Origin of the sequence: Mycobacterium sp. (assembly GCF_049683355.1) — a bacterium.
Classification (GTDB): Bacteria; Actinomycetota; Actinomycetes; order Mycobacteriales; family Mycobacteriaceae; genus Mycobacterium.
Genome location: NZ_JBAUJB010000356.1, coordinates 16078 through 38633, shown reverse-complemented (window position 1 = coordinate 38633; position 22556 = coordinate 16078). Strand labels below are relative to the sequence as shown.

Genomic DNA, 22556 nt, shown 5'->3' with positions numbered 1-22556 from the left:
CCCGTCGGCGTCGCGCACCGCCGCGCCGGTCGGCGTCTCGGCCCTGGCCATCGCGCCGCGGGCCAGCACCACCAGCTTCGCGTCTTCTGGATCCAGCTCGCTCATCGGCGTTCTTCTCCGTCGTCATCGTCGGGATCGGGTTCGACCGGGCTGACCAGTACGGTGCCGATCCTGACCCGCCCCCGCGGGTCGGGCCCGCCTTCGGCGCGCAACCGCATACCGTCCCACGTCACCTCGGCGCCGGGCAGCGGCACCCGTCCGAGTTCGAGCGCGACCAGGCCACCGACGGTGTCGACATCGAGGTCCTCGTCGAACTCCACGTCGTAGAGCTCGCCGAGGTCTTCGATCGGCAGCCGGGCCGAGACCCGGTACTGCCGGTCACCCAGGTCCTCCACCGGCGCGACCTCGTCGGTGTCGTATTCGTCGGCGATCTCGCCGACGATCTCCTCGAGCACGTCCTCGATCGTCACCAGACCGGCGATCGCGCCGTACTCGTCGACCAACAACACCATGTGCACCCGGTCGAGCTGCATCTCACGCAGCAGGGCGTCCAGCGGTTTGGAGTCGGGCACGAACGCCGGTTTACGCATCACGTCCGACACTGCGGTGTCGCGGCCGCCATTGATCGAGTTGTAGGTGCGCTGCACAAGATCCTTCAGATACACGACGCCGACGACGTCGTCGACGTTCTCGCCGATCACCGGGATGCGCGAATGCCCGCTTCGCACCGCCAAAGATGTCGCTTGACCAGCTGTTTTATCACTCTCGATCCACACCATCTCGGTGCGCGGCACCATCACCTCACGCGCCGGGGTGTCCCCCAGCTCGAACACCGACTGGATCATCCGACGTTCGTCGTCGGCCACCACACCACTCTGCTGGGCCAGGTCGACGACCTCGCGCAGCTCGATCTCGGAGGCGAACGGACCGTTGCGGAAACCCCGGCCCGGGGTCAGCGCGTTGCCGATCAACACCAGCAATCGGCTGACCGGAAGCAGCAGCACCGAGATCGCCTGCAGCGGAAGGGCCGTCAGCAATGCGATGGTGTACGCGTTCTGCCTGCCCACCGTGCGGGGCCCGACGCCTATCGCCACGAAGCTGACCACCACCATGATCGCGGCGGCGGCGACCAGTCCCCACGTCACGCCCAAGCCGCCGTCGAGGTAGGCGGCCAGCAGCACCGTCGCGCTGACCTCGCAGGTGATGCGCAGCAGCACGATGAGGTTGATGAAGCGGGGCCGCTCGACCATCACCCTGGCCAACCGGACAGCACCCGGCCGTTCCTCGCGGACGAGTTCGTCGACGCGCGCCATCGACACGGTGCTCAGCGCGGCGTCGATCGCGGCGAACAACCCACCGAACGCGACCAGCACGACGGCGGTGATCAACTGACCGACGGGGCTCACGGTTCGTCGAACAGTCGGGATCTGTCCACCAGGCGGCGGTCCTTCTCGATCTGCCGGTCCTGGTAGTACGCCTCGACCTGGTCGGCCACCCACTCTTCGAGCAGCTGGCGTTGCAGCGCGAACATCTCTTTTTCCTCATCGGGCTCGGCGTGGTCGTAACCCAGCAGGTGCAGCACACCGTGGACCGTGAGCAGGGCCAGCTCCTGACCCAGGGTGTGCCCGGCATCTTCGGCCTGCTTGGCGGCGAACTCGGGACACAGCACGATGTCGCCGAGCATCGAGGGCCCCGGCTCCGGTGAATCGGGCCGGCCGCCGGGTTCGAGTTCGTCCATCGGGAAACTCATCACATCGGTCGGGCCCGGCAGGTCCATCCACCGCATGTGCAGGTCCGCCATCGCGGCGGTGTCCAGCAGCACCATCGACAGCTCGGCAGCAGGATTGACGTCCATCTTGCGGATGACGAACTGGGCGACGCTGATCAGTTCCTGCTCGGAGATGTCGATGCCCGATTCGTTGGCAACCTCGATACTCATGGGGTGCTCCGCTACCGCCTCGATCTGCCGGTGCCGGACGAGCGCCGCGCGGCGCGGTTCATCAGGGTCGGCTCCTCCACCCTCGCGTACGCGTCCACGATCTCGGACACCAGGCGGTGGCGGACCACGTCGGCGCTGGTGAGCTCGGCGAAGTGGATGTCGTCGACATGGTCGAGGATTCGCATCGCCGCGCGCAGCCCGGACGCCGCGCCACCGGGCAGATCGACCTGTGTGATGTCGCCTGTCACAACGATTTTCGAGCCGAAACCGAGCCGGGTGAGGAACATCTTCATCTGCTCGGCGGTGGTGTTCTGCGCCTCGTCGAGGATGATGAACGCATCGTTCAGACTTCTACCACGCATGTACGCCAGCGGTGCCACCTCGATCACTCCGGCGCTCATCAGCTTCGGGATCAGCTCGGGATCCATCATGTCGTGCAGCGCGTCGTAGAGGGGACGCAGATACGGGTCGATCTTCTCACTGAGCGTGCCGGGCAGAAAGCCGAGGCGCTCACCGGCTTCCACCGCCGGGCGGGTCAAAATGATTCGGCTGACCTGCTTGGTCTGCAGCGCGTTGACGGCCTTGGCCATCGCCAGATACGTCTTGCCGGTGCCCGCCGGGCCGATGCCGAACACGATGGTGTGCGCGTCGATCGCGTCGACGTAGCGCTTCTGGTTCAGGGTCTTGGGCCGGATCGTCTTGCCGCGCCGCGACAGGATGTCCAGGGTCAGCACCTCGGCCGGCGACTCGTCGACCGTGCCCGTCAGCATGTCCACGCTGTGGCGCACCGCATCCGGTGTCAGCGTCTGGCCACTGGAGACGACCTCGATCAGCTCGGAGAGCGCCCGCTCGGCCAGCGCCACATCCGCGGGTTCACCGGAGACGGTGATCGCGTTCCCGCGGGCGTGGATATCGGCGTTGAGCAGAGTCTCGAGGGCGCGCAGGTTCTCATCGGAGGAACCGAGCAGGCCCACGATGAGGTCGGGCGGAACAGTCATGCTGCTGCGGACCGACGGCTCAGGCGTGTCCGAGGCGGCGTTCGTCTCGCGGGGGCTCACGTGTGGTTTTCTGCCTGCTTCCTGTGTCTCGACCCGAATCGAAAACCCAGTTTAGCGCCGCCGACCGTCACGTCCCAACGCGTTACGACGGCGGCCCTACCGGCGTCGGCTGCGTCGTCTGCACCGGCCGCGGGCCGGGGGGCCGCAACGGACGTTCGCGCACCACCACCGGCCACCAGAACCATCGGCCCAGCAGAGTGGCGATCGACGGCATCATGAACGCGCGCACGACGAAGGTGTCGAACAGCAGGCCCAGCCCGATGGTGGTACCGACCTGCGCGATCACCCGAAGGTCGCTGACCACCATGGAGGCCATGGTCAGCGCGAAGACCACGCCCGCGAACGTGACCACGCTGCCGGTACCACCGATCGAGCGAATGATGCCGGTCTTGATCCCGGCGCCGATCTCCTCCTTGAACCGGGACACCAGCAGCAGGTTGTAGTCCGATCCGACCGCGATCAGCGCGATGATCGACATCACCAGCACCATCCAGTGCAGCTCGATGCCGACGATGTGCTGCCAGATCAACACCGAGACCCCGAACGAGGCGCCCAACGACAGGATCACGGTACCGACGATGACCAGCGAGGCGACCAGGCTACGGGTCAGCAGCAGCATGACCATCAGCACCAGGCTCAGCGCGGCGAGGACTGCGATCATCATGTCGTAACGGGACCCGTCCGACATGTCCTTGAACGTCGCCGCGGTACCCGCGAGCTGGATCGTCGCGTCTTCCAGCGGGGTGCCCTTGAGCGCCTCGATCGCCGCGATCTTGATGGGTTCGACCCGCGCGAGCGCCTCGGGTTCTGTCGGGTCGCCGCGGTGGGAGACCAGCATGCGCACGGTCTTGCCGTCGGGCGAGAAGAAACTCTCCATCGCCTGTTGGAAGTCCTTGTTCTCGAACACTTCCGGCGGCAGATAGAAGGAGTCGTCGTTTCTGGCCGCATCGAACGACTTCCCCATCGCCGTGGAGTTCTCGCTCATCTCGTCCATCTGATCGTAGAACCCGCCCATGGTGGCGTAGGTCGTCAACATCATGTGACGCATGCTCTCCATGGTCTCGATCATCGGCGGGAACGTCGCGAGCATCTGCGGCAACAGCGTCCGCATCGTCTCCATGTTCACCAGCGCCTTGTCGAACGAGTCGGTCATGGTGCTGATGCCGTCCATCGAGTCGAACAGCGACCGGAACGTCCAGCACATCGGGATGTTGTAGCAGTGCGGTTCCCAGTAGAAGTAATTCCGGATCGGACGGAACTGGTCATCGAAGTTGGCGATCATGTCGCGGACCTGATGGACCGTCTGCTGCATCTCGTTGAAGTCGTCGATCATCACTGTGGTGACGTTCGACAACTGCGTCATCAGCCCGTACATGGTGCGCATCGTTCCGATCGTGCGGGCCAGGTCATCAGCCTGGACGCGCATGTCCTCCATCCGGTCCTGCATCAGCTTCATGTTCTGCTGCTGACCGACGCCCTGCATGCTGATCAGGAACGGGATCGAGGTGTTCTGGATCGGCGCCCCGTCCGGACGGGTCGGGGCCTGCACGCGTGCGACACCCTCGACGCCGAAGACCCGCTTGGTGAGCCGGTCCAACACCAGGAAGTCGGTCGGGTTGCGCAGGTCGTGGTCGGATTCGACGAGGAGGATCTCCGGGCTCATCCGGGACAGCGAGAAGTGTTCCGTCGCAGCCTCCAACCCGGCGTTGGCCGGAATGGACTCGGGGATATAGCGGGTGTCGTCGTAGCTGGTCTGGCAGCCAGGCAGCGCGGCCAACCCGATGAAGGACAACGCCAGCGACGCCACCAGTATCGGTCCGGGCCAGCGGACGACCCGGCCAGAGTGCCCACCCCGCACGGCACATCCATGCTCTGGAAATAGGGCATGCGTGTGAACGACAGGCAGAACATCGAGCCGGCGATGGTCAGTCCCGAGCCCAGCACGACGCGCGCCGTGCCGTGGAACATCTCGTAGTAGGCCTCTTCATGGGTGGCGCCGGCGGTTCGGGCCTCCTGATAGCGGCCGACGAGGAAGATCGCGTAGTCGGTGCCCGCCGCCACCGCCAGCGAGATCAACAGGTTGGTCGCGAACGTCGACAGACCGATCAACTCGTAGTGGGCCAGCGCAGCGACGACGCTTCTGCCAGCCCCAACTGGACGAGGACCACCGCCAGCAGCAGCAGCACGGTCGAGATCGAGCGGTAGAAGAACAGCAGCAGCAGCAGCACCGTGATCACCACGAAGGTGACCATCAGCACGAGGGCCATGCTGCTCTCACCGGCGATGTTGACGTCGGCGGTCAATGGCGCCGGCCCGGTGACATGCACCCGAACCCCGGGTGGCGGCGGTGAATTGGCGACGATGTCCCGGACTGCTGCTACCGCCTCGTTGGACTCGGCCTCGCCCATGTTGCCGGCGAGATTCAGCGTCGCGTACGCCGCTCGGCCGTCCGAGCTCTGTGCGGCTGCCTCGGTCAGCGAATCACCCCACATGTCCTGGATGTTGCGGACATGGTCGGGCGCCGCCTCCAGCTGGTCGATCAGCTGGTCGTAGTAGTCGCGGGCGTCGTCTCCGATGGGCTGTTCGTTCTCGCTCTCCAGGACGATCAACGCGATCGAACCGAGTCGGCCTCCTCGAAGAGCCGGCCCATGTCGGCCATGGCCTGCATCGACGGCGCATTGCTCGGGCTCATCGAGACCGAATGCTCGGCAGCGACGACCTCCAGTTGAGGCACGAGCACGTTGAGGGCAACGAGCAGAAGCGTCCAACCCACGATGATGGGGATCGCGAGCCGTCGGATCCATTGTGCGAGGAACCTCGGTCGGCGCAGCGCCTCGCTGCGGTTGCCGGCGACGTTCATCACGCCGCCTTGGTGAAGCAGTAGATGTAGGCGCTGACGTTGGTGATGGTGCGTTCGTCCTTCACTTCGCCGGCGGCGGTGATCCGGCATCCGATGAAGTCGCCGTTGCCCTGGGCCACGATGTTTCCCGACATCGCCGGTGAGTCGGTCTCGATGTCGATCGACCACGGCAGGGCGGCACCCACAAGCTGGTTGGGGTCACCCTCGGCGTCGACGTAGTTGATGTCGGCGATCGCGCCCGGTTCGCCCCAGACCTCGTAGCGAACCACCTTCGGGTCGGACTTGTTGGAATCCTCGGACATGCTCCCCGCATCGGTCGGCAGCTGCTGTGAGCCGAAGATGCCGCGGATCCGCCACACGCTGAACGCGCCGACGGCGAGCACGATGACCAGAACGAGCGGTAGCCAAGCTCGTGCCAAACGGGTGAGAATCAGAAGTCCTTCGCCCTCGGGTGCATCTTATGGGGTCGTTCAGAAGGGAAGGCTAACCTATCTAATTTTGAGTGGGTGAGCTACCCCCAGGGGGTGTGGTCAGCGCCACCGCGGGGTCAGCACGCCGAGCGCACCCAGCGCCACCGCGGCTGCGGTCGACGTCCGTAACACGGTCGGCCCCAACCGGACCGCGATCGCTCCGGCCTCGGCCAGCTCCGCCAGTTCGGCGTCGGTGATGCCGCCCTCGGGCCCGATCACCAGCGTCAGCGCCTCGGTCTGCGCCAGCGCCACCTCGGTCAGGGGCCGGGCGGCCGACTCGTGCAGCACCAGCACCGTCGCCGGGTCTGCGGCCCGCACCCGATCGATGAGTTCCCCGGTCGACACGACGCCTTCGACGGCGGGGATGCAGGGCCGCCGGGACTGGCGGGCAGCCGAGCGCGCCACCGCCCTCCAGCGCCGCAGGCCCTTCTCGATCTTCGCCGGGCCGTCCCAGCGCGCCACGCACCGCGACGCCTGCCACGCCACGAACGCGTCCGCTCCGACCTCCGTGGCGAGTTCCACGGCGAGTTCGGAACGCTCGGCTTTGGGCAACGCCTGCACCACTGTGATCCCCGGCACCGGAGGCTGTACCTGATGACGTTCCTGCACCCGGGCCGTCAGCCGACCTTTTGCGACGTCCTCGACGACGCAGTGCGCCACTGCACCGGCGCCGTCGCTCAGGTCGAGGTGCTCACCTGGACGGGTTCGGCGCACGTTGGCCGCGTGGAAGCCCTCGTCGCCGTCGACCACCGCGAGCTCGCCGGGCCCGGGCACCGCCTCGACGTAGAACAGGCTGCGCACCGCTGGCCTAGCGGCCGGTGAAGGTTTCGCGCAGCCGGTTGAACAGACCGCCGCCGTGCGACGAGTTGTTGCTGTGGGCGGTGCGCACCTCGGCGGTGCCCTTGGTGCGCTCCTTGAAGGCGCGCAGCAGTTCGACGTCCTCGTGGTCGAGCCGTGACGGGACGACAACATCGATGTGGGCGTGCAGGTTGCCGCGGACACCGGAGCGCAGGTGCGGCATGCCGTGGCCGCGCAGCGTGGTGACCGAGCCGGGTTGGGTCCCGGCGCCGACGGTGATCTCGATGGGCCCGTCGATGATCGCGTCGACGGTGACCGTGGTGCCCAGCGCGGCGTCGACCATCGGCACCGAGATCGTGCAGTGCAGGTCGTCACCGTCGCGGACGAACACGTCGTGCGGCTTCTCGTGGACTTCGACGTACAGGTCTCCTGCGGGTCCGCCACCGGGTCCGACCTCGCCCTGGGCGGCCAGCCGCACCCGCATGCCGTCCCCCACCCCGGCGGGGATCTTCACGCTGATGTCTCGACGGGCCCGTACCCGGCCGTCCCCGGCGCACCGATTACACGGATCCGGGATGACTTCGCCGACGCCACCGCAGACCGGACAGGGGCGGGAGGTCATCACCTGTCCCAGCAGGGAGCGCTGCACGGTCTGGATCTCGCCGCGCCCACCGCAGGTGTCACACGACACCGGCGTGGAGTTTCCGTGGGTGCCCTTGCCCTGGCACAGGTCGCACAGCACCGCGGTGTCGACAGTCACCTGTTTCGTCACCCCGGTCGCGCATTCCTCCAGGTCCAGACGCATCCGCAGCAGGGAATCGGAGCCAGGACGAACCCGCCCGGTCGGTCCGCGCGAGGCGGCACCGCCGCCGAAGAACGCCTCGAATACGTCCCCGAGGCCACCGAAGCCGGAGAATCCGCCGCCGCCACCGGCTGCGGATTCCATCGGATCGCCACCGAGGTCGACGATCCGGCGCTTCTCCGGATCGCTGAGCACCTCGTAGGCGACGCTGATCTCCTTGAACCGGGCCTGCGCGGCCTCGTCGGGGTTGACGTCGGGGTGCAGCTCGCGCGCCAGCTTGCGATAGGCACGTTTGATCTCCGAGTCACTCGCACCGCTGCTCAACCCGAGCAGCCCGTAATAGTCGCGTGCCACGCTCAACCTTCCCACCCGCTGATCCGTCCGAGACGAACACCGATCAGCGGCTACCTAGGACCTCGCCAATATAGAGAGCAACCGCGGCGACATTGGCGATGGTTCCCGGATAGTCCATCCGAGTGGGACCCACCACACCCATGCCGCCGAACACCTTGCCCGAACTACCGTATGCCGTGCTGACCACCGAGGTGCCGGCCATCTGTTCGGCCTCTGTTTCATGGCCGATCCGGACGGTGACCTTACCCGCCTCCTGCTGCGCGGCGAGCAGGCGCAGCACCACCACCTGCTCCTCGAGCGCTTCGAGCACCGAGCGCAGCGAACCCCCGAAATCCGCGGTGTTGCGGGTGAGGTTGGCGGTGCCGCCCAACATCAGCCGCTCCTCGCTGTGCTCGACCAGCGACTCCACCAGCACAGTGGCCGACCTGCCGACCGCGTTGGCGAGACGGCCATGGCCGTTGAGCTGTGAGGCCAGATCGGAGACCGCGATGGAGGCGGCGGCCAGCGGTTTGCCCTCCAACGCCTGCCCGAGCAGGTCGCGCAGCTGGGACAGCTCGACGTCGTCGATGCCGTCGCCGAGCTCGACGATGCGCTGGTCCACCCGGCCGGAGTCGGTGATCACCACCAGCAGCAGTCGCGCCGGCGTCAGCGCCACCACCTCCAGATGCCGCACCGACGACGTCGACAACGTCGGGTACTGCACGATCGCGACCTGGCGGGTCAGCTGGGCGAGCAGCCGCACCGCACGGCGCAGCACGTCGTCCAGATCGACCCCGGACTCCAGGAACTTCAGGATCGCGCGCCGCTCCGCGCTGGACATCGGTTTGACGTTGTCGAGCCGGTCGACGAACTCGCGGTAGCCCTTTTCGGTGGGCACCCGGCCGGAGCTGGTGTGCGGCTGGGCGATGTATCCCTCCGCTTCGAGCACCGCCATGTCGTTCCGCACCGTCGCGCTCGACACCTCGAGGTTGTGTCGCTCGACCAGAGACTTCGAACCGATGGGCTCCTTGGTCGACACGAAGTCGGCAACGATTGCGCGCAACACCTCGAATCGACGATCGTCGGCGCTACCCATTGTTCACCCACCTCTCGTCGGCCGTACCGGTCGACGTTCAGTTTACGGTGATCAGCGGCGGGTTCATTCCGCGGAGCAGCCCGACGCGCCAGACCGTCAGGGGTTAACCTTGGGTTAACCTGGCAGACGGTCCGATATTGCGGGGGCAAAGGGCAGCGAAGGCACGTCGATGATCCGCTTCATCCTGGACAACCTGACGCCCGGCATGTCCCAGATCTTCGGCATGGCCGAAGGGATGCTGAACTTCACCCGGCCGGGTGATCCGGTCGACGTGGTCGTGCACACCCAGGGCCGGCCGATGTCACCGCACGACGAGATGCGCGTCGTGGACGAGAACGGTGACGAGGTGCCCGCCGGTCAGGAGGGCGAACTGCTGGTACGTGGGCCCTACACCCTCAACGGCTACTACCGGGCCGCCGACACCACCGCCCGCTCCTTCTCCCCCGACGGCTTCTACCGCACCGGCGACCGGGTGCGCATCTTCGCCGACGGTCCGCGGGCCGGCTACGTGGAGGTGACGGGCCGGATCAAGGATGTGATCCACCGCGGCGGTGAGACCGTCTCGGCAACCGACCTCGAAGACCATCTACATACCCACCCGGCGATCCACTCGGCGGCCGTGGTCGCCCTGCCCGACGATTATCTGGGCGAGAAGATCTGTGCCGCAGTGATCTTCAGCGGCAAGCCGGTCACGTTGGCGGAGCTGAACGCGTTCCTCGACGAGCGAGGCGCATTGACTCACGCGCGGCCGGATGTACTCGTACCGATGAGGTCGCTGCCCACCACCGCCGTCGGCAAGGTCGACAAGAAGGTCGTGGCGCAGATCACGACGACGTGAGCCGAAGTCGAAGGCAGCGGGCACGTTTGATCGGCCCGCCGCCCGGCAATCTGCGTGTGTGGAGACGCCGACTGCCGTCCTCAGTCAGACAACCTACTCACGAGGTGAAGAGATGCCTTCAGACCGGGCTCCCTCAGCCGGCACGCTGGACGCGTTGACCCGCGACATCGACCAGCTCCGCCGGGAACTCGACGCAGCGCAGCAGCAGTGGTCACCGTGGATCGACCGAGTCGCGCCCCCACGACGCCAGAGCGCGGTGAACATGGCCCATTACTGGGCCATACGTCAGCACGATCTGCGTGACCTGCAGACCCGGCTGGCAGAGGTGGGACTGTCGTCGCTGGGCCGCTCGGAACCTCACGTACGACGCACCCTCGACCTCGTCGCCGCGGCGCTGTGCGCCCTGCAGGGCCGCCAGCAACCGGCACACGCCGACGACGCGATCGGGGTGAGGGAGGGTCACGACATACTGCAGCAGCGCACCGAGGACCTGCTGGGCACCCATCCCGGCAAGCGATCGGTCCGGATCATGGTCACCCTTCCGACCGAAGCGGCGGAGAACGACCGACTGGTCAGCGATCTGGTGGCGCACGGCATGGACGTCGCGCGGATCAATTGCGCCCACGATGGACCCGAAGAATGGCGCGCGATGGCGGCCCACGTGCGATCCGCCGCCGGAGAACACGGCAGAACCTGCACGGTCGCCATGGATCTCGCGGGCCCGAAGTTGCGAACCGGCCCGCTCGAACCCGAGGACGCACACCTGCTGTTGGGTGCCGGTGACCGGCTGAGGCTGACTCGAGATGTCGAACCGGCACCTGTCGACGACCACCGGATCGGCTGCATCCTGCCGCAGGTGTTCGACCACGCCGAGGCGGGTCATCGCATCTACTTCGATGACGGGAAGTTGGGAGGAGTCGTGGAGTCCGTCGACTCCGAGAGCCTGGACGTCCGCATAGACCATCCGGCACACGAAAAGGCGAAACTCAAACCGGGCAAAGGCATCAACGTTCCGGACACCGACCTGCACATATCGGCGATCACCGACAAAGATCTCGATGACCTGTCCACCGTCGTCGACATCGCCGACGTCGTCGAAGTGTCCTTCGTCCGCGACCCCGCGGATGTGCAGCGCCTCCTCGACGAGCTCGAGCGACGCCACGCATCCGATCTGGGCGTGGTGGTGAAGATCGAAACCAAGCCGGCGTTCGAGAAACTGCCGCAGATCTTGATGACCCTCATGCAACGCTTACGCGCTGGAGTGATGATCGCTCGAGGCGACCTCGCCGTCGAGGTCGGCTACGAACGGATGGCCGAGCTTCAAGAGGAGATGCTGTGGCTGTGTGAGTCCGCGCATGTGCCGGTGCTGTGGGCGACACAAGTGCTGGAGAAGCTCGCCAAGAAGGGCCAACCGACCCGCGCCGAGGTGTCGGACGCCGCGATGGGAGTGCGCGCCGAATGCGTGATGCTCAACAAGGGTCCATACATCACCGACGCGGTCAGCACACTGGACAGCATTCTGTCCCGGATGGAAGCACATCGCTACAAGAAAAACCCCCTGCTGCGCACACTCACCTCGTGGCGGCCCGACGCGGCCACGTTGATCAGTACCTGACGGTCAGGACACCTGCGAAACATCTTGCGGGGTGAGCAGTTCGACGATGCGTGCGGTCACGGCAGCCGCCGTGGGGTGCTCCCACAACAGGGTCGGCGGCAGCGCCAGGCCGGTGCGCTTCTCCAGGGAGCGGCGTAGCGCGACGGTCATGATGGAGTCGACACCGGTCTCGACCAGCGGGATGCGCGCGTCGACGTCGCCCGCCGACAGACCGAGCTCATGGGCCACCGCCTCGACGACCTGCTGGGCCACCCACTCGTCGACGTCGGCGTCACCCGGCCCCACCACCACGCCACCGGCGTCCACCCCCTGCTGCTCCTTCGGCACCACGTCGGCAAGGATCGGCACCGCGGCCGCGCCTGGGAGAACCGGCAGCACAACAACATTGGGGTCTCCGGTGCGCATCGCCGAATCCAGGGCCCGCATCGCGTCGTCGGCTCCGATCGTGCCCTTGCCCAGCGCTTCCAATTGGGCCGCCACGAATCCCGAGGTGGAACCCATCCCCAGGCCGCGCCAGGCCGTCCACGCGACGGCCACTGTCCGGTCGCCACGACGGCGTCGGTGCTGCGCGGCCGCGTCGAGGAATGCGTTGGCGCACGCGTACGCTCCCTGACCCGGGAATCCGGCCAGATACCCGCACGACGAGTACAGCACCATCCAGTCGAGCCGACCGGGCGGGAACAACTCGTGCAGGGCCAGGGTGCCCGCGACCTTGGGGTTCATCGCGGCCCGGAGGTCTTCGGGCGTCGTATTGAGCAGCAGGGCACCGGCTTCCACGCCCGCGGCGTGCACGACACCGCGGACCGCGGGCAGCTCCCGCAACACCGTACGCAGCCGCTCGATCGCGCCGTCGGCCGCGATGTCGATCGCCGCGACGTGCACCGACACCCCGCGTTCTTCGAGCGCCGACACCGTGCGAACCAGTTCGGACGGGGTCCCGGACCACTGTTCGCGGGGCGGCATGCCCGAGCGGGACAGCAGCACGAGGCGACGAGCGCCGAGGTCGGCGAGGCGATGTGCGATGCGCAGGCCGAGGGCCCCGGCGCCACCGGTGATCAGATACGTTCCACCCGGGCTGCACGTTATCGGGGTGTCGGTGCCCGGGTGCGCATGGGCGAGCCGCGCAGTCAGTGCGACACCGTCGCGCACCACCACGACCCCGTGACCGTGCAGTGAGGCCAGCACACCGACGGGCAGCGGGCCGTCCGAGAGGTCGAGCACCCCGCCCCACAGCTGCGGATGCTCGGCCACGGCAACCCTGGCCATGCCCCACAACGGCGCGTGCACCAGGTTCTCGCCCTCGTGCACGTGCCGCGTCAACACCCAGACCCGCGCCGCGGAACCGTTGTGGTGCAGATGCTTCAGCGTCTGCAGCACCATCTCCGCGGCTGCTTCGGGGGTCCGGTCCGCGGGCGGTAGCACCAGCACGACCGTTCCCGCCGGCTGATCGCCTGGCAGGAGATCGGGCTCGGCGTACCTGCGGCTCGGGATCTCCGCGGCGGCGAGGTCGTGCTGCAGCGGGCCCAGTTCGTCGTCGACCCCGCCGACCAGGACGACGCCGGCTGGGCGGTCCTCCGGGCGGTACGGCGTCGAGTGCCATGCCAACTGGTGAAGCATCCGCGACGGGTCCCCGCCCGCCGAGTTCTCCAGCTCTTCGAACGTCATCGCGGTGATCACGGCCCGCACCGCACCGGACTCGTCGGCGATCGAAACGTCGGTGGTGGTTCCCTCCCTGCGGCGCACGTGCAGCTGCGCCACCGCCGGCGGTTCCCCACAGACGTGCACGCGCGCGATCCGTGCGGGCATCCGCAGCCGCGGCGGTCCGTCGAACACGTCGACGCCGCCGACGTCGCGGCGTCCAGCAGTCCGGCCCAGGTGCTCGGCTTCGAGCCGTCCGGTTCAGCCGACACCCGCGCGGTGAGTCCCCGGTCGCCGCACCGTAATTCGAGCACCTGCCAGCCGAATCCCATCGCGGCCACCACGGCGCTGCTGTGGGGAGCCAGGCGTCGTCGGAATCGTCGGCTGTCAGGCGTGACGACAGACGCAACGAGCGGTCCTGCAGGACCACCTGGATGTCGCGCTCCGGCGTGCGCAACCGCACGTCGGTCAGATCGCCACCGGCTGCGGTCAGAAATGTGTTGAGCAGCACCGCCGCCGGCACGATCTCGGTGTCCTGTACCGGGTGGTCCCCGGGATAGGGCCGGTTCGCCATGTCCAGCCGCGTCTGCCAGACCTGCGCAGGCACCGCGCCCGCCACCTCGACGACCCCGCCGAGCAGCGTGTGCGACGCGACATCGTGCAGGGCGCGAACGCCCGGCGGCGGCGTCGGAGTGCGCCAGAACCGGCGATGCTGCCACTGCGTGCCGGGTAGGTCCGCGGCCCACGCAGCCGTTGTGGTGAGCCCGTGGGCGACCGGCGCCCCGTGGCAGTACAACGCCCCGATTGCCGCGCCGATCGCCCGGCGCTCGGGCTGATCGCGGCGCAGCACCGGCACCACCGCGTGCTCGGTGGCCTTGCCGTGCAGCAGCGTCTCGACGATCGAGTGGCACACCACCGGATGGGCCGACACCTCCAGGAACAGCCGATACCCGTCCTGGGCCGCGGCCTGTACCGCCTCGGCGAAGCGCACCCGGCCCCGGAGATTGGCCACCCAGTAGTCCGGACCCCGCGGCGCCGTCGACCGCGGGTCGGTCAGCGCGGTGGTGTAGAGCGGCACCCGGGCCGCAGCGGGCGCGGGCAGCCCACCGACAAGCCGGGCGAGCTCTGCGGTCAGCAGATCCATTGCGGGGCTGTGGAATGCCACGTCGGTGTTGACCCGGCGCACCATCGTGCCGTCGTCGGTCCACGCCCGGACCACCTCGTCGACCGCCAGCAGCTCGCGCCCCATGCCCGCCCAGTGCGATCCGTGGCCCGAGAAGACCCACACCGCACCGTTTTCCGCTCCGGGCACCACCGAACCGGTCACCACCCGGGAGTCACGGACCTGCAGCGCCATCGCGTCCAGCGCGTCGATGACGGCGTGCCCGGCGTTGGCGTCGGTGAGACCGTCGGTCACCACCGCGGCGCGGACCGGCTCATGCGAGCGGCGCGTCCACATCGTCGCTGCAACGTGGTCGACCGCGAACTCCGCGGTCCGCAGATGCTCGGCCAGCGCCGACGCGTGGTGGGTGAGTCGGGACTCGGATCGTGCCGACAGTGGCATGACGACCGCCCGCCCCGGCGCCTCCGGGGGGCGCGCAGCGGCGGGAGCCTCCTCGATCAGCACGTGGGCGATCGTGCCGCCGTAGCCGTAACTGCAGACCGCGGCCCGGCGCGGGTCGGCGCCGCGCGGCCAGGGCGCGACCTCGGTCGGGACCCGCAACCCGCTCGCGGCCCAGTCGACCGCGGAGGTCAGCGTGTGCACACCCGCGGTGGGCGGCAGCAGTTCGCGGTGCATCGCCAGCGTCGCCTTGATCAGCCCGACGACCCCCGCGCCGCCTTCGAGGTGACCGGTGTTCGGCTTCACCGAGCCGACTGCACACGGATCGGCGGCGCGGCCCGCTCCGTAGACGGCGGCCAGGGCACCGACCTCCACCGGATCGCCGGTGGGGGTTCCGGTGCCGTGGGCCTCGATGTAGCCGACGCTGGCGGGGTCGACACCGGAGGACCGGCACGCCAGCCGGAACAGATCCTGCTGGGCCTCGCCGTTGGGAGACATGATGCCGACGGTTCGACCGTCCTGGGCCACCGCGCCCCTCGAACCACCGCGAGCACCCGGTCACCGTCACGCAGGGCGTCGTCGAGTCGCTTCAGGACGACCACCCCGGCACCCTCCCCGCGGCCGTAGCCGTCGGCGGACTCGTCGAACGTCTTGCAGCGCCCGTCGGGGGAGGTCGCCCCGGCGACGTCGAGCACCCTCGTCAACCCAGGACCGATGAGCGCGCTGACACCGCCGGCGAGCACAAGCGACGTCTCGCCGTCGCGCAGCAGTTGGCACCCCTGGTGCACGGCAACCAACGACGCCGCGCACGCGGCGTCCAGCGCGACGCTCGGGCCACGGAGGTCCAGCAGGTGCGAGACCCGGTTGGCCACCCCGCACAGGGAGGTGCCGATCCCGGTCCACGCCTCGATGCCGGCGAGATCCTCCATGATGAGCTTGCCGTAGTCATCGGAGTTCACGCCCATCAACACCGCGGTGTCGCTGCCGGCCAGCGACCGCGGCGGGATCCCCGCATACTCCAGCGCCTCCCAGGACACCTCCAGCGCCAACCGCTGCTGCGGGTCCATCAGCTCGGCCTCTCGCGGGGACACCCCGAAGAACTCGGCGTCGAAACCCGGCAGATCGTCGATGAAGGTGCCCCACGGTGTGGTGTCACGCAGCACCGCCGCGTTGCGCGGATCGCGGTGCAGGTAGGGCTCCCACCGCTCGGCGGGCACCTGTCGCACGGCGCTGCCCCCGGCGAGGAGGAACGACCAGAACTGTTCGGGTGTGGTGATGGCGCCCGCCAGCCGGCAACCGATACCGACGATGGCGATCGGCGCGTGGGCGGTCAGTTCCACGGCTGGGTCGCCGCGGCGACAACCGGCCCAATGATGTGGTTAGCCTCTCCTAAGCCCAGCTTCGGCATGCCGGACATCCTGGCACACCCGTCGCCCGGACAGGGAGGTACGTGGCCCGGCTCTCACCCGGGGCGGCGGCTGCGCGCCGACGTCGCCGGGATCGATCTCGACCGCATAGGACGTGATGCGCGGATCTTGTCGCCCTCGAACTCGTAGATCGCGCAGCTCGCCACCGCCGTGACCCCGTCGGGCCGGACGTACCGGACGACGGTGTCCACGGCGACGACGTCGGCACCGGCCGCGGTCACACAGCGGTCGAACTCCATCGACGTGCCCTCGAGACTGTCGAGGGTCTCCTGGCAGGTGCGTCGCACCGCGTCGGCACCCTCGAGCACCATGTAGCCGACGATCGTCCACTTCACATCAGTGGCGAGGTGGCCCAGCGCGTCCTGAAACCGGTGCTCGGAGAACGCGCGGCCGACGGCGCCGGGGTCGAATGCCATGCAGGGACCGTAGCGCCCCGGACCCGGGGCACGGTAAGAGTAGAGGCATGAAGCTGTCTGGGATCGGCCTGTGGAGTTCGCAACTGCGCTACGGAAATCCGGCGGAGGCGGCCGAAACCGCCGGAGAACTCGATGAACTGGGTTTCACAGCGCTGTGGATTCCCGATGTGGGCGGTCCGGTCCTGGACTCGGTGGACAACCTGCTGTCGGCCACCGACAAGACGGTGATCGCCACGGGCATCCTCAACCTCTGGATGCACGACCCGGCGGAGGTCGCCGCGCGTTACGCCACGCTGACCGACACCCACGGTGAGCGGTTCCTGCTGGGCATCGGGGTGAGCCACGCCCCGCTGATCGATTCGAAGGAGCCGGGCCTGTACCGCAAGCCGTTGGCCGCGACGAAGAAGTTCCTCGACGGCATCGACAGCTCGCCGCAGCCGGTGCCGACCGCCAACCGCGTGCTGGCCGCGCTGGGCCCGAAGATGCTCGAGCTGTCGGCCGCCCGGGCCGGCGGCGCGCATCCGTATCTCAGTACCCCCGAACACACCCGCACCGCGCGCGAGGTTCTCGGTGAGGGCCCGATGCTGCTGCCGGAGCAGACCGTGATGCTGACCGACGACAAGGATCAGGCGCGTGCCGTCGGAACCGAGTGGCTGCGTTCGTATCTCGCGCTGCCGAACTACGCCAACAACCTGCTGCGGTCAGGCTTCAACGAAGACGATGTGGCCACGGTCAGCGACCGGCTGTTCAACGCCCTCATCGCCTGGGGTGACGAGGATGCAGTCGCGGCCCGGATCGCCGAGCACCGTGACGCGGGCGCCGACCACGTCTGCCTGCAGGTGCTCACCGCCGATCCCCAGGAGTTCCCCCGTGAGCAGTGGCGCCGGCTGGCGGCCGCGCTGCTGTAGCGCCGTCACGCCAGCAGGTCGCGCACCACCGCGTCGGCCAGCAGCCTGCCGCGATCGGTGAGCACCAGCCGCTCACCTTCGGTGCGCAGCAGCCCGTCGTGGATCGCACGCACCGCGTGGTCGTGCTCGCCTGCGGACAACACCGCCACCGGCAGCCCCGACCGCAGCCGCACCCGCAGCATCACGTCCTCGACGTGCGCGGTGTCGACGTCGAGCCGTTCGAAGTCCGCGACGGGCAACCCGCCGCCGCTGAGCGCTTCGGCGTAGGCGTTGGGATGCTTGACGTTCCACCACCGGGTGGAGTCGACGTACCCGTGTGCGCCCGGTCCGGCGCCCCACCATTCGCCGCCGTCCCAGTAGCCGAGGTTGTGCCTGCACTCCCCTCCCGGCCGCGCCCAGTTCGACACCTCGTACCAGTCGAGACCGGCGTCGGCGAGGCGACGGTCGAGCAGTTCGTAACGCCGGGCCAACACGTCGTCGTCGGGTGCGGGCATCTCACCGCGGCGCACCCGTCGGGCCAGTGCGGTGCCATCCTCGACGATGAGCGCGTAGGCCGAGACGTGGTCGACGCCGGCAGCCAGGGCGGCGTCGGCCGACCGCAGCAGATCGTCGTCGGTCTCCCCCGGTGTGCCGTAGATGAGGTCGATGTTGACGTGGTCGAAGCCGGCCGCGGCGGCCTCACCCGCCGCGTCGAGCGCACGGCCCGGCGAATGCACCCGGTCCAGCGCGGCGAGCACGTGCGGCGCCGTCGACTGCATGCCCAGCGACACCCGGGTGAACCCGGCGGCGCGCAGTGCGGCGAAGAACGCCGGCGACGTCGACTCCGGGTTGGCCTCGGTGGTGACCTCGGCGCCGGGGGCGAGCGGCAGGTGCTCGCGGACCGCGTCCAGCACGGCCGTCAGCCCCGCCGCGCCCAGCAACGACGGGGTGCCGCCCCCGACGAAGACGGTCTGCACGGGTGGCGCGGCGCCGAGGTGCATCGATGCCAACCGCAGCTCGTCACGTAGCGCGGCCAACCAGCCTTCCGGGTTCCCGCCCCCCAGCTCGGCCGGGGTGTAGGTGTTGAAGTCGCAATAGCCACAGCGTGTCGCACAGAACGGCACGTGCACGTAGACGCCGAAAGGACCTGACGGGCGACCGACACCCGCGGTCAGCCGCGGCAGCAAGCTCTGGTCCAGTACCGTCACCGGACCAGTCTCCCAGAGCCGCGCCGGCTCGTCGTGACCGCAGATTTCGCCCGGTTAGGGCCGGTGGCGGCATCCGTGGCACAATTGGTTCCGTGACTGCAGCCCACAGCCTCTCCCGCAGGGTCTCGCTGGTGGCGCGCCTTCATGTCGACTTCAAGCGCGTTTGTTCTTCTTGCTGTCTGTCTTGACCTCGTAGAATCTGCCCACCTGAACTTCAGCTGGCCGCCGGATCTGCGCCGCCGGACAGCCACCGGTGAGAACGCGCGATCCGCCACGCCGGCTCCGACGAGGAGCACGACCCGATGACCACCGCACCCAACACATCTGCCGGCACGCCGGGGCTCGCAAAGCCCGCCAAGCCCGTCAAGCGACCCCGCGGCGAAGGCCAGTGGGCGCTCGGCTACCGCGAGCCGCTCAACCCCAACGAACAGTCCAAGAAGGACGACAACCCCCTCAACGTGCGCGCCCGCATCGAGGACATCTACTCGAAGAACGGCTTCGAGAGCATCGACAAGGGAGATCTGCGCGGCCGGTTCCGCTGGTGGGGGCTCTACACCCAGCGCAAGCCCGGCTACGACGGCACCTGGACCGGTGACGAGAACACCGACATGCTCGAGGACGAGTTCTTCATGTTGCGGGTCCGCAGCGACGGCGGCGCGCTGACCACCGCGGCGCTGCGCACCCTCGGCGGCATCTCCACCGAGTTCGCACGCGACACCGCCGACATCTCCGACCGGCAGAACATCCAGTACCACTGGATCCGCGTCGAGGACATGCCCGAGGTCTGGCGTCGCCTCGACGAGGTGGGTCTGCAGACCACCGAGGCGTGTGGCGACTGCCCGCGCGTCGTGTTGGGTTCGCCGTTGGCGGGTGAGTCCCTCGACGAGGTGATCGACGGCACACCCGCGGTGGACGAGATCGTCAGGCGCTACATCGGCAAGAAGGAGTACTCCAACCTGCCGCGCAAGTTCAAGACCGCGATCTCGGGCCTTCAGGATGTGGTGCACGAGGTCAACGACGTCGCCTTCATCGGCGTCGAGCATCCCGAGCACGGTCCCGGGTTCGACCTGTGGGTGGGCGGCGGCCTGTCCACCAACCCGATGCTGGGCCAGCGGGTCGGCGCCTGGGTGCCGCTCGACGAGGTTCCCGACGTGTGGGAAGGCGTGGTCAGCGTGTTCCGCGACTACGGCTACCGCCGCCTGCGGGCCAAGGCCCGGCTGAAGTTCCTGATCAAGGACTGGGGCGTAGAAAAATTCCGTGACGTGCTCGAAACCGAGTACCTGAAGCGTCCGCTGATCGACGGCCCGGCTCCCGACCCGGTGACCCGGCCCGTCGACCACGTCGGCGTGCAGAAGCTCCGCAACGGGCTCAACGCCGTAGGGGTGGCCCCGATCGCCGGCCGGGTGTCCGGCACCATCCTGTCCCAGGTCTCCGACCTCGCCGAGGCCGCGGGCAGCAACCGGGTCCGGTTCACGCCATACCAAAAGCTCATCGTGCTCGATGTGCCCGACGATCGTCTCGATGAGCTGCGCGCCGGTCTGGACGCGCTCGGTCTGCCGTCCACCCCGTCGCACTGGCGGCGCAACCTGATGGCCTGCACGGGCATCGAGTTCTGCAAGCTGAGCTTCGCCGAAACCCGTAAGCGCAGCCAGACGCTGGTACCGGAGCTCGAGAAGCGGCTGGAGGACATCAACTCCCAGCTCGACGTACCGATCACCATCAACATCAACGGCTGCCCGAACTCCTGCGCGCGCATCCAGGTCGCCGACATCGGCTTCAAGGGTCAGATGATCGACTCGGACGGAGACGGCGCAGTCGAGGGCTTCCAGGTCCACCTGGGCGGCAGCCTGGGTCTGGACAGTGGTTTCGGCCGCAAGTTACGGCAGCACAAAGTCCTGTCCAGCGAGCTCGGTGACTACATCGACAGAGTTGTTCGCAACTTCGTGAAACAACGCGAGCATGGTGAGCGTTTCGCTACGTGGGCACTACGAGCAGACGAGGCGGACCTTCGATGAGCGCTTGCGCGAAGAGCGGAGTATGAGGTGACGGACGTGATTGTGGACACGGATCTGCAGGAACTGGCGGAGCGCGGCGCGGCCGAACTCGGGGAGGACGCCAGCGCAGCGGACCTGCTGCGTTGGACCGACGAGCACTTCGGTGACAATTACATCGTCGCGTCCAACATGCAGGACGCGGTGCTGGTCGATCTGGCAGCGAAGGTTCACCCCGGGGTGGACGTGCTGTTCCTCGACACCGGCTACCACTTCGTGGAGACGATCGGCACCCGCGACGCGGTCGAGGCGGTCTACGACGTCAACGTCGTCAACGTGCGTCCCGAGCTCACCGTCGCCGAACAGGACTCGGTGCACGGAAAGGACCTCTTCGCCCGGGACGCGGCGGCGTGCTGCCGGATGCGCAAGGTCGAACCGCTGGGCAAGGCGCTGAAGAACTACTCCGCGTGGGTGACCGGCATCCGTCGGGTGGAGGCACCCACCCGCGCCAACGCTCCGTTGATCAGCTGGGACAAGGCTTTTGGCCTGGTGAAGATCAACCCGCTGGCGGCGTGGAGCGACGAGGACATGCAGAGCTACATCGACAGCAACGGCATCCTGGTCAATCCCCTGGTCTTCGAAGGCTATCCGTCGATCGGCTGCGAACCCTGCACGGCCAAGCCGCTCGAGGGTGCAGATCCGCGCAGCGGCCGCTGGGCCGGCCAGACCAAGACCGAATGCGGGCTGCACGCGTCGTGACTATGCGGATCCCCGCCCACCCCCCGCTGCGGATTCCCACCCACCCCCCGCTGGTCCTGACCGCGCACCCCCCGCTGGTCCTGACCGCGCACGGCAGCGCCGACCCGCGCTCGGCGGCAACCGTGCGCGCGGTCGCCGACTCCATACGTCGGCTCCGGCCGAACCTGGATGCGCGAGTTGCGTTCTGTGAGCAGAACTCTCCGAATCTGCGCGACGTGCTCGCGACCGTGACGCACGGCGGAGCGGTGGTCGTCCCGCTGCTTCTCGCCGACGCCTACCATGCCCGGGTCGACATCCCGGCGATGATTGCCGAATCCGGTGCCGATGCCCGCACGGCCGCGGTGCTCGGTGAGGACGACCGGCTGATCCATGTGCTACGCCAGCGGCTCGAGCACGCCGGGGTGTCGAGGCTGGATTCCGGCGTCGGGGTGCTGGTGACCGCGGTGGGGTCGTCGCGGCCTCAGGCCAACGAACGCACCGCCGTGGTGGCGCGTGAGCTGACGCTCACGACGCGCTGGACGGCCACAACGGCCTTCGCGACAGGACCGCAGCCCACGCTGGCGCAAGCGGCCGAGGAGCTGCGTGGGCGGGGGGCGACCCGGCTGGTCGTCGCGCCCTGGTTCCTGGCCCACGGCCGCATCACCGACCGGGTGGCGAACTTCGCACTTACACAGGGCATTCCGATGTCTTCCCCGCTGGGTGCACATCGCCAGGTGGCCGAGACGGTGCTGGACCGCTTCGACGCTGCGGTCACCATCCGGATGGCCGCTTAGCCGACGTCGGTGACTCCGTGGTGATCAAGTTACCCGCAGACGCCGCAGACCTGCTCGGTGAAGGGCCGACACCAACGCGCCGGTTGA

At 68.2% G+C, this 22556-nt stretch carries 15 protein-coding genes and 3 pseudogenes; 6 read left to right on the top strand and 12 right to left on the bottom strand.

Annotated features, from left to right (window positions below):
- From WA944_RS20560 to hrcA, 9 genes and pseudogenes are all read right to left on the bottom strand, one after another.
- On the bottom strand, nt 1-105 hold a 105-nt coding region (locus tag WA944_RS20560), incomplete at its 3' end, for a cytidine deaminase-like protein (RefSeq protein WP_526647292.1).
- Entirely contained in the window at nt 102-1406 is a 1305-nt protein-coding gene (locus WA944_RS20555; protein WP_526374426.1) for a CNNM domain-containing protein, read from the bottom strand. The genes WA944_RS20560 and WA944_RS20555, both read right to left, overlap by 4 nt.
- The gene (gene ybeY, locus WA944_RS20550; protein ID WP_526374428.1) at nt 1403-1939 is read right to left on the bottom strand and encodes an rRNA maturation RNase YbeY; all 537 of its coding nucleotides are present in this window, start codon (nt 1937-1939) and stop codon (nt 1403-1405) included. Before ybeY ends, WA944_RS20555 begins: the two co-directional genes overlap by 4 nt.
- A gap of 11 nt (nt 1940-1950) precedes the next feature.
- Complete coding sequence (locus WA944_RS20545; protein WP_526371484.1) at nt 1951-2997, bottom strand: PhoH family protein; 1047 nt, start codon at nt 2995-2997, stop codon at nt 1951-1953.
- A gap of 82 nt (nt 2998-3079) precedes the next feature.
- A pseudogene (locus tag WA944_RS20540) lies at nt 3080-5857 on the bottom strand (MMPL/RND family transporter).
- The gene (locus tag WA944_RS20535) at nt 5857-6276 is read right to left on the bottom strand and encodes an MmpS family transport accessory protein (RefSeq protein ID WP_526371486.1); all 420 of its coding nucleotides are present in this window, start codon (nt 6274-6276) and stop codon (nt 5857-5859) included. Before WA944_RS20535 ends, WA944_RS20540 begins: the two are co-directional and overlap by 1 nt.
- 111 nt (nt 6277-6387) lie before the next feature.
- Nucleotides 6388-7128, bottom strand: coding sequence for a 16S rRNA (uracil(1498)-N(3))-methyltransferase (locus WA944_RS20530; RefSeq protein WP_526608355.1), 741 nt, complete (start codon nt 7126-7128; stop codon nt 6388-6390).
- 7 nt (nt 7129-7135) lie between these two features.
- Nucleotides 7136-8281 carry a molecular chaperone DnaJ gene (gene dnaJ, locus WA944_RS20525; protein WP_526647290.1) on the bottom strand — a complete coding sequence of 382 codons (1146 nt, stop codon included), beginning with the start codon at nt 8279-8281 and terminating at the stop codon, nt 7136-7138.
- A 43-nt stretch (nt 8282-8324) separates the two neighbouring features.
- The gene (gene hrcA / locus WA944_RS20520; protein WP_526373113.1) at nt 8325-9356 is read right to left on the bottom strand and encodes a heat-inducible transcriptional repressor HrcA; all 1032 of its coding nucleotides are present in this window, start codon (nt 9354-9356) and stop codon (nt 8325-8327) included.
- Nucleotides 9357-9531: 175 nt separating this feature from the next.
- On the opposite strand from hrcA, the pseudogene WA944_RS20515 reads away from it, so the two are divergent.
- Both WA944_RS20515 and WA944_RS20510 read left to right on the top strand, forming a co-directional pair.
- A pseudogene (locus WA944_RS20515) lies at nt 9532-10194 on the top strand (AMP-binding protein); the annotation flags it as partial.
- A gap of 112 nt (nt 10195-10306) precedes the next feature.
- On the top strand, nt 10307-11809 hold the full coding sequence (locus tag WA944_RS20510) for a pyruvate kinase (RefSeq protein WP_526373112.1): 1503 nt from the start codon (nt 10307-10309) through the stop codon (nt 11807-11809).
- Between the two features lie 3 nt (nt 11810-11812).
- Here the strand turns inward: WA944_RS20510 and WA944_RS20505 are convergent.
- Nucleotides 11813-16348 (bottom strand): annotated as a pseudogene (locus WA944_RS20505) (type I polyketide synthase).
- 122 nt (nt 16349-16470) lie between these two features.
- Nucleotides 16471-16851, bottom strand: a complete 381-nt coding sequence (locus WA944_RS20500; protein WP_526370829.1) for a nuclear transport factor 2 family protein — start codon at nt 16849-16851, stop codon at nt 16471-16473.
- A gap of 47 nt (nt 16852-16898) precedes the next feature.
- Here WA944_RS20500 and WA944_RS20495 point away from each other — a divergent pair, with 47 nt between their 5' ends.
- Nucleotides 16899-17759, top strand: a complete 861-nt coding sequence (locus tag WA944_RS20495) for an LLM class F420-dependent oxidoreductase (RefSeq protein ID WP_526370827.1) — start codon at nt 16899-16901, stop codon at nt 17757-17759.
- A 5-nt stretch (nt 17760-17764) separates the two neighbouring features.
- On the opposite strand, the gene hemW is transcribed toward WA944_RS20495, so the two are convergent.
- Nucleotides 17765-18946, bottom strand: coding sequence for a radical SAM family heme chaperone HemW (hemW, locus tag WA944_RS20490; RefSeq protein ID WP_526609980.1), 1182 nt, complete (start codon nt 18944-18946; stop codon nt 17765-17767).
- A gap of 302 nt (nt 18947-19248) precedes the next feature.
- Here hemW and WA944_RS20485 point away from each other — a divergent pair, with 302 nt between their 5' ends.
- Genes WA944_RS20485 through WA944_RS20475 form a run of 3 tightly spaced genes read left to right on the top strand, consistent with a single transcriptional unit; the run spans nt 19249 to nt 22469 of the window.
- Complete coding sequence (locus WA944_RS20485) at nt 19249-20961, top strand: nitrite/sulfite reductase (protein ID WP_526371327.1); 1713 nt, start codon at nt 19249-19251, stop codon at nt 20959-20961.
- Between the two features lie 27 nt (nt 20962-20988).
- A complete protein-coding gene (locus WA944_RS20480) occupies nt 20989-21696 on the top strand; it encodes a phosphoadenylyl-sulfate reductase (RefSeq protein ID WP_526371329.1) in 708 nt (235 codons plus the stop codon).
- A gap of 2 nt (nt 21697-21698) precedes the next feature.
- On the top strand, nt 21699-22469 hold the full coding sequence (locus WA944_RS20475; RefSeq protein WP_526609988.1) for a sirohydrochlorin chelatase: 771 nt from the start codon (nt 21699-21701) through the stop codon (nt 22467-22469).
- The last annotated feature ends 87 nt before the right edge of the window (nt 22470-22556 follow it).

What these genes read in the sequence shown, in the direction of transcription:
- ybeY (WP_526374428.1), bottom strand. Translation starts at nt 1,939, where the DNA reads ATGAGTATCGAGGTTGCCAACGAATCGGGCATCGACATCTCCGAGCAG.
- hrcA (WP_526373113.1), bottom strand. Translation starts at nt 9,356, where the DNA reads ATGGGTAGCGCCGACGATCGTCGATTCGAGGTGTTGCGCGCAATCGTT.
- WA944_RS20510 (WP_526373112.1), top strand. Translation starts at nt 10,307, where the DNA reads ATGCCTTCAGACCGGGCTCCCTCAGCCGGCACGCTGGACGCGTTGACC.
- WA944_RS20500 (WP_526370829.1), bottom strand. Translation starts at nt 16,851, where the DNA reads ATGGCATTCGACCCCGGCGCCGTCGGCCGCGCGTTCTCCGAGCACCGG.
- WA944_RS20495 (WP_526370827.1), top strand. Translation starts at nt 16,899, where the DNA reads ATGAAGCTGTCTGGGATCGGCCTGTGGAGTTCGCAACTGCGCTACGGA.
- WA944_RS20485 (WP_526371327.1), top strand. Translation starts at nt 19,249, where the DNA reads ATGACCACCGCACCCAACACATCTGCCGGCACGCCGGGGCTCGCAAAG.
- WA944_RS20475 (WP_526609988.1), top strand. Translation starts at nt 21,699, where the DNA reads ATGCGGATCCCCGCCCACCCCCCGCTGCGGATTCCCACCCACCCCCCG.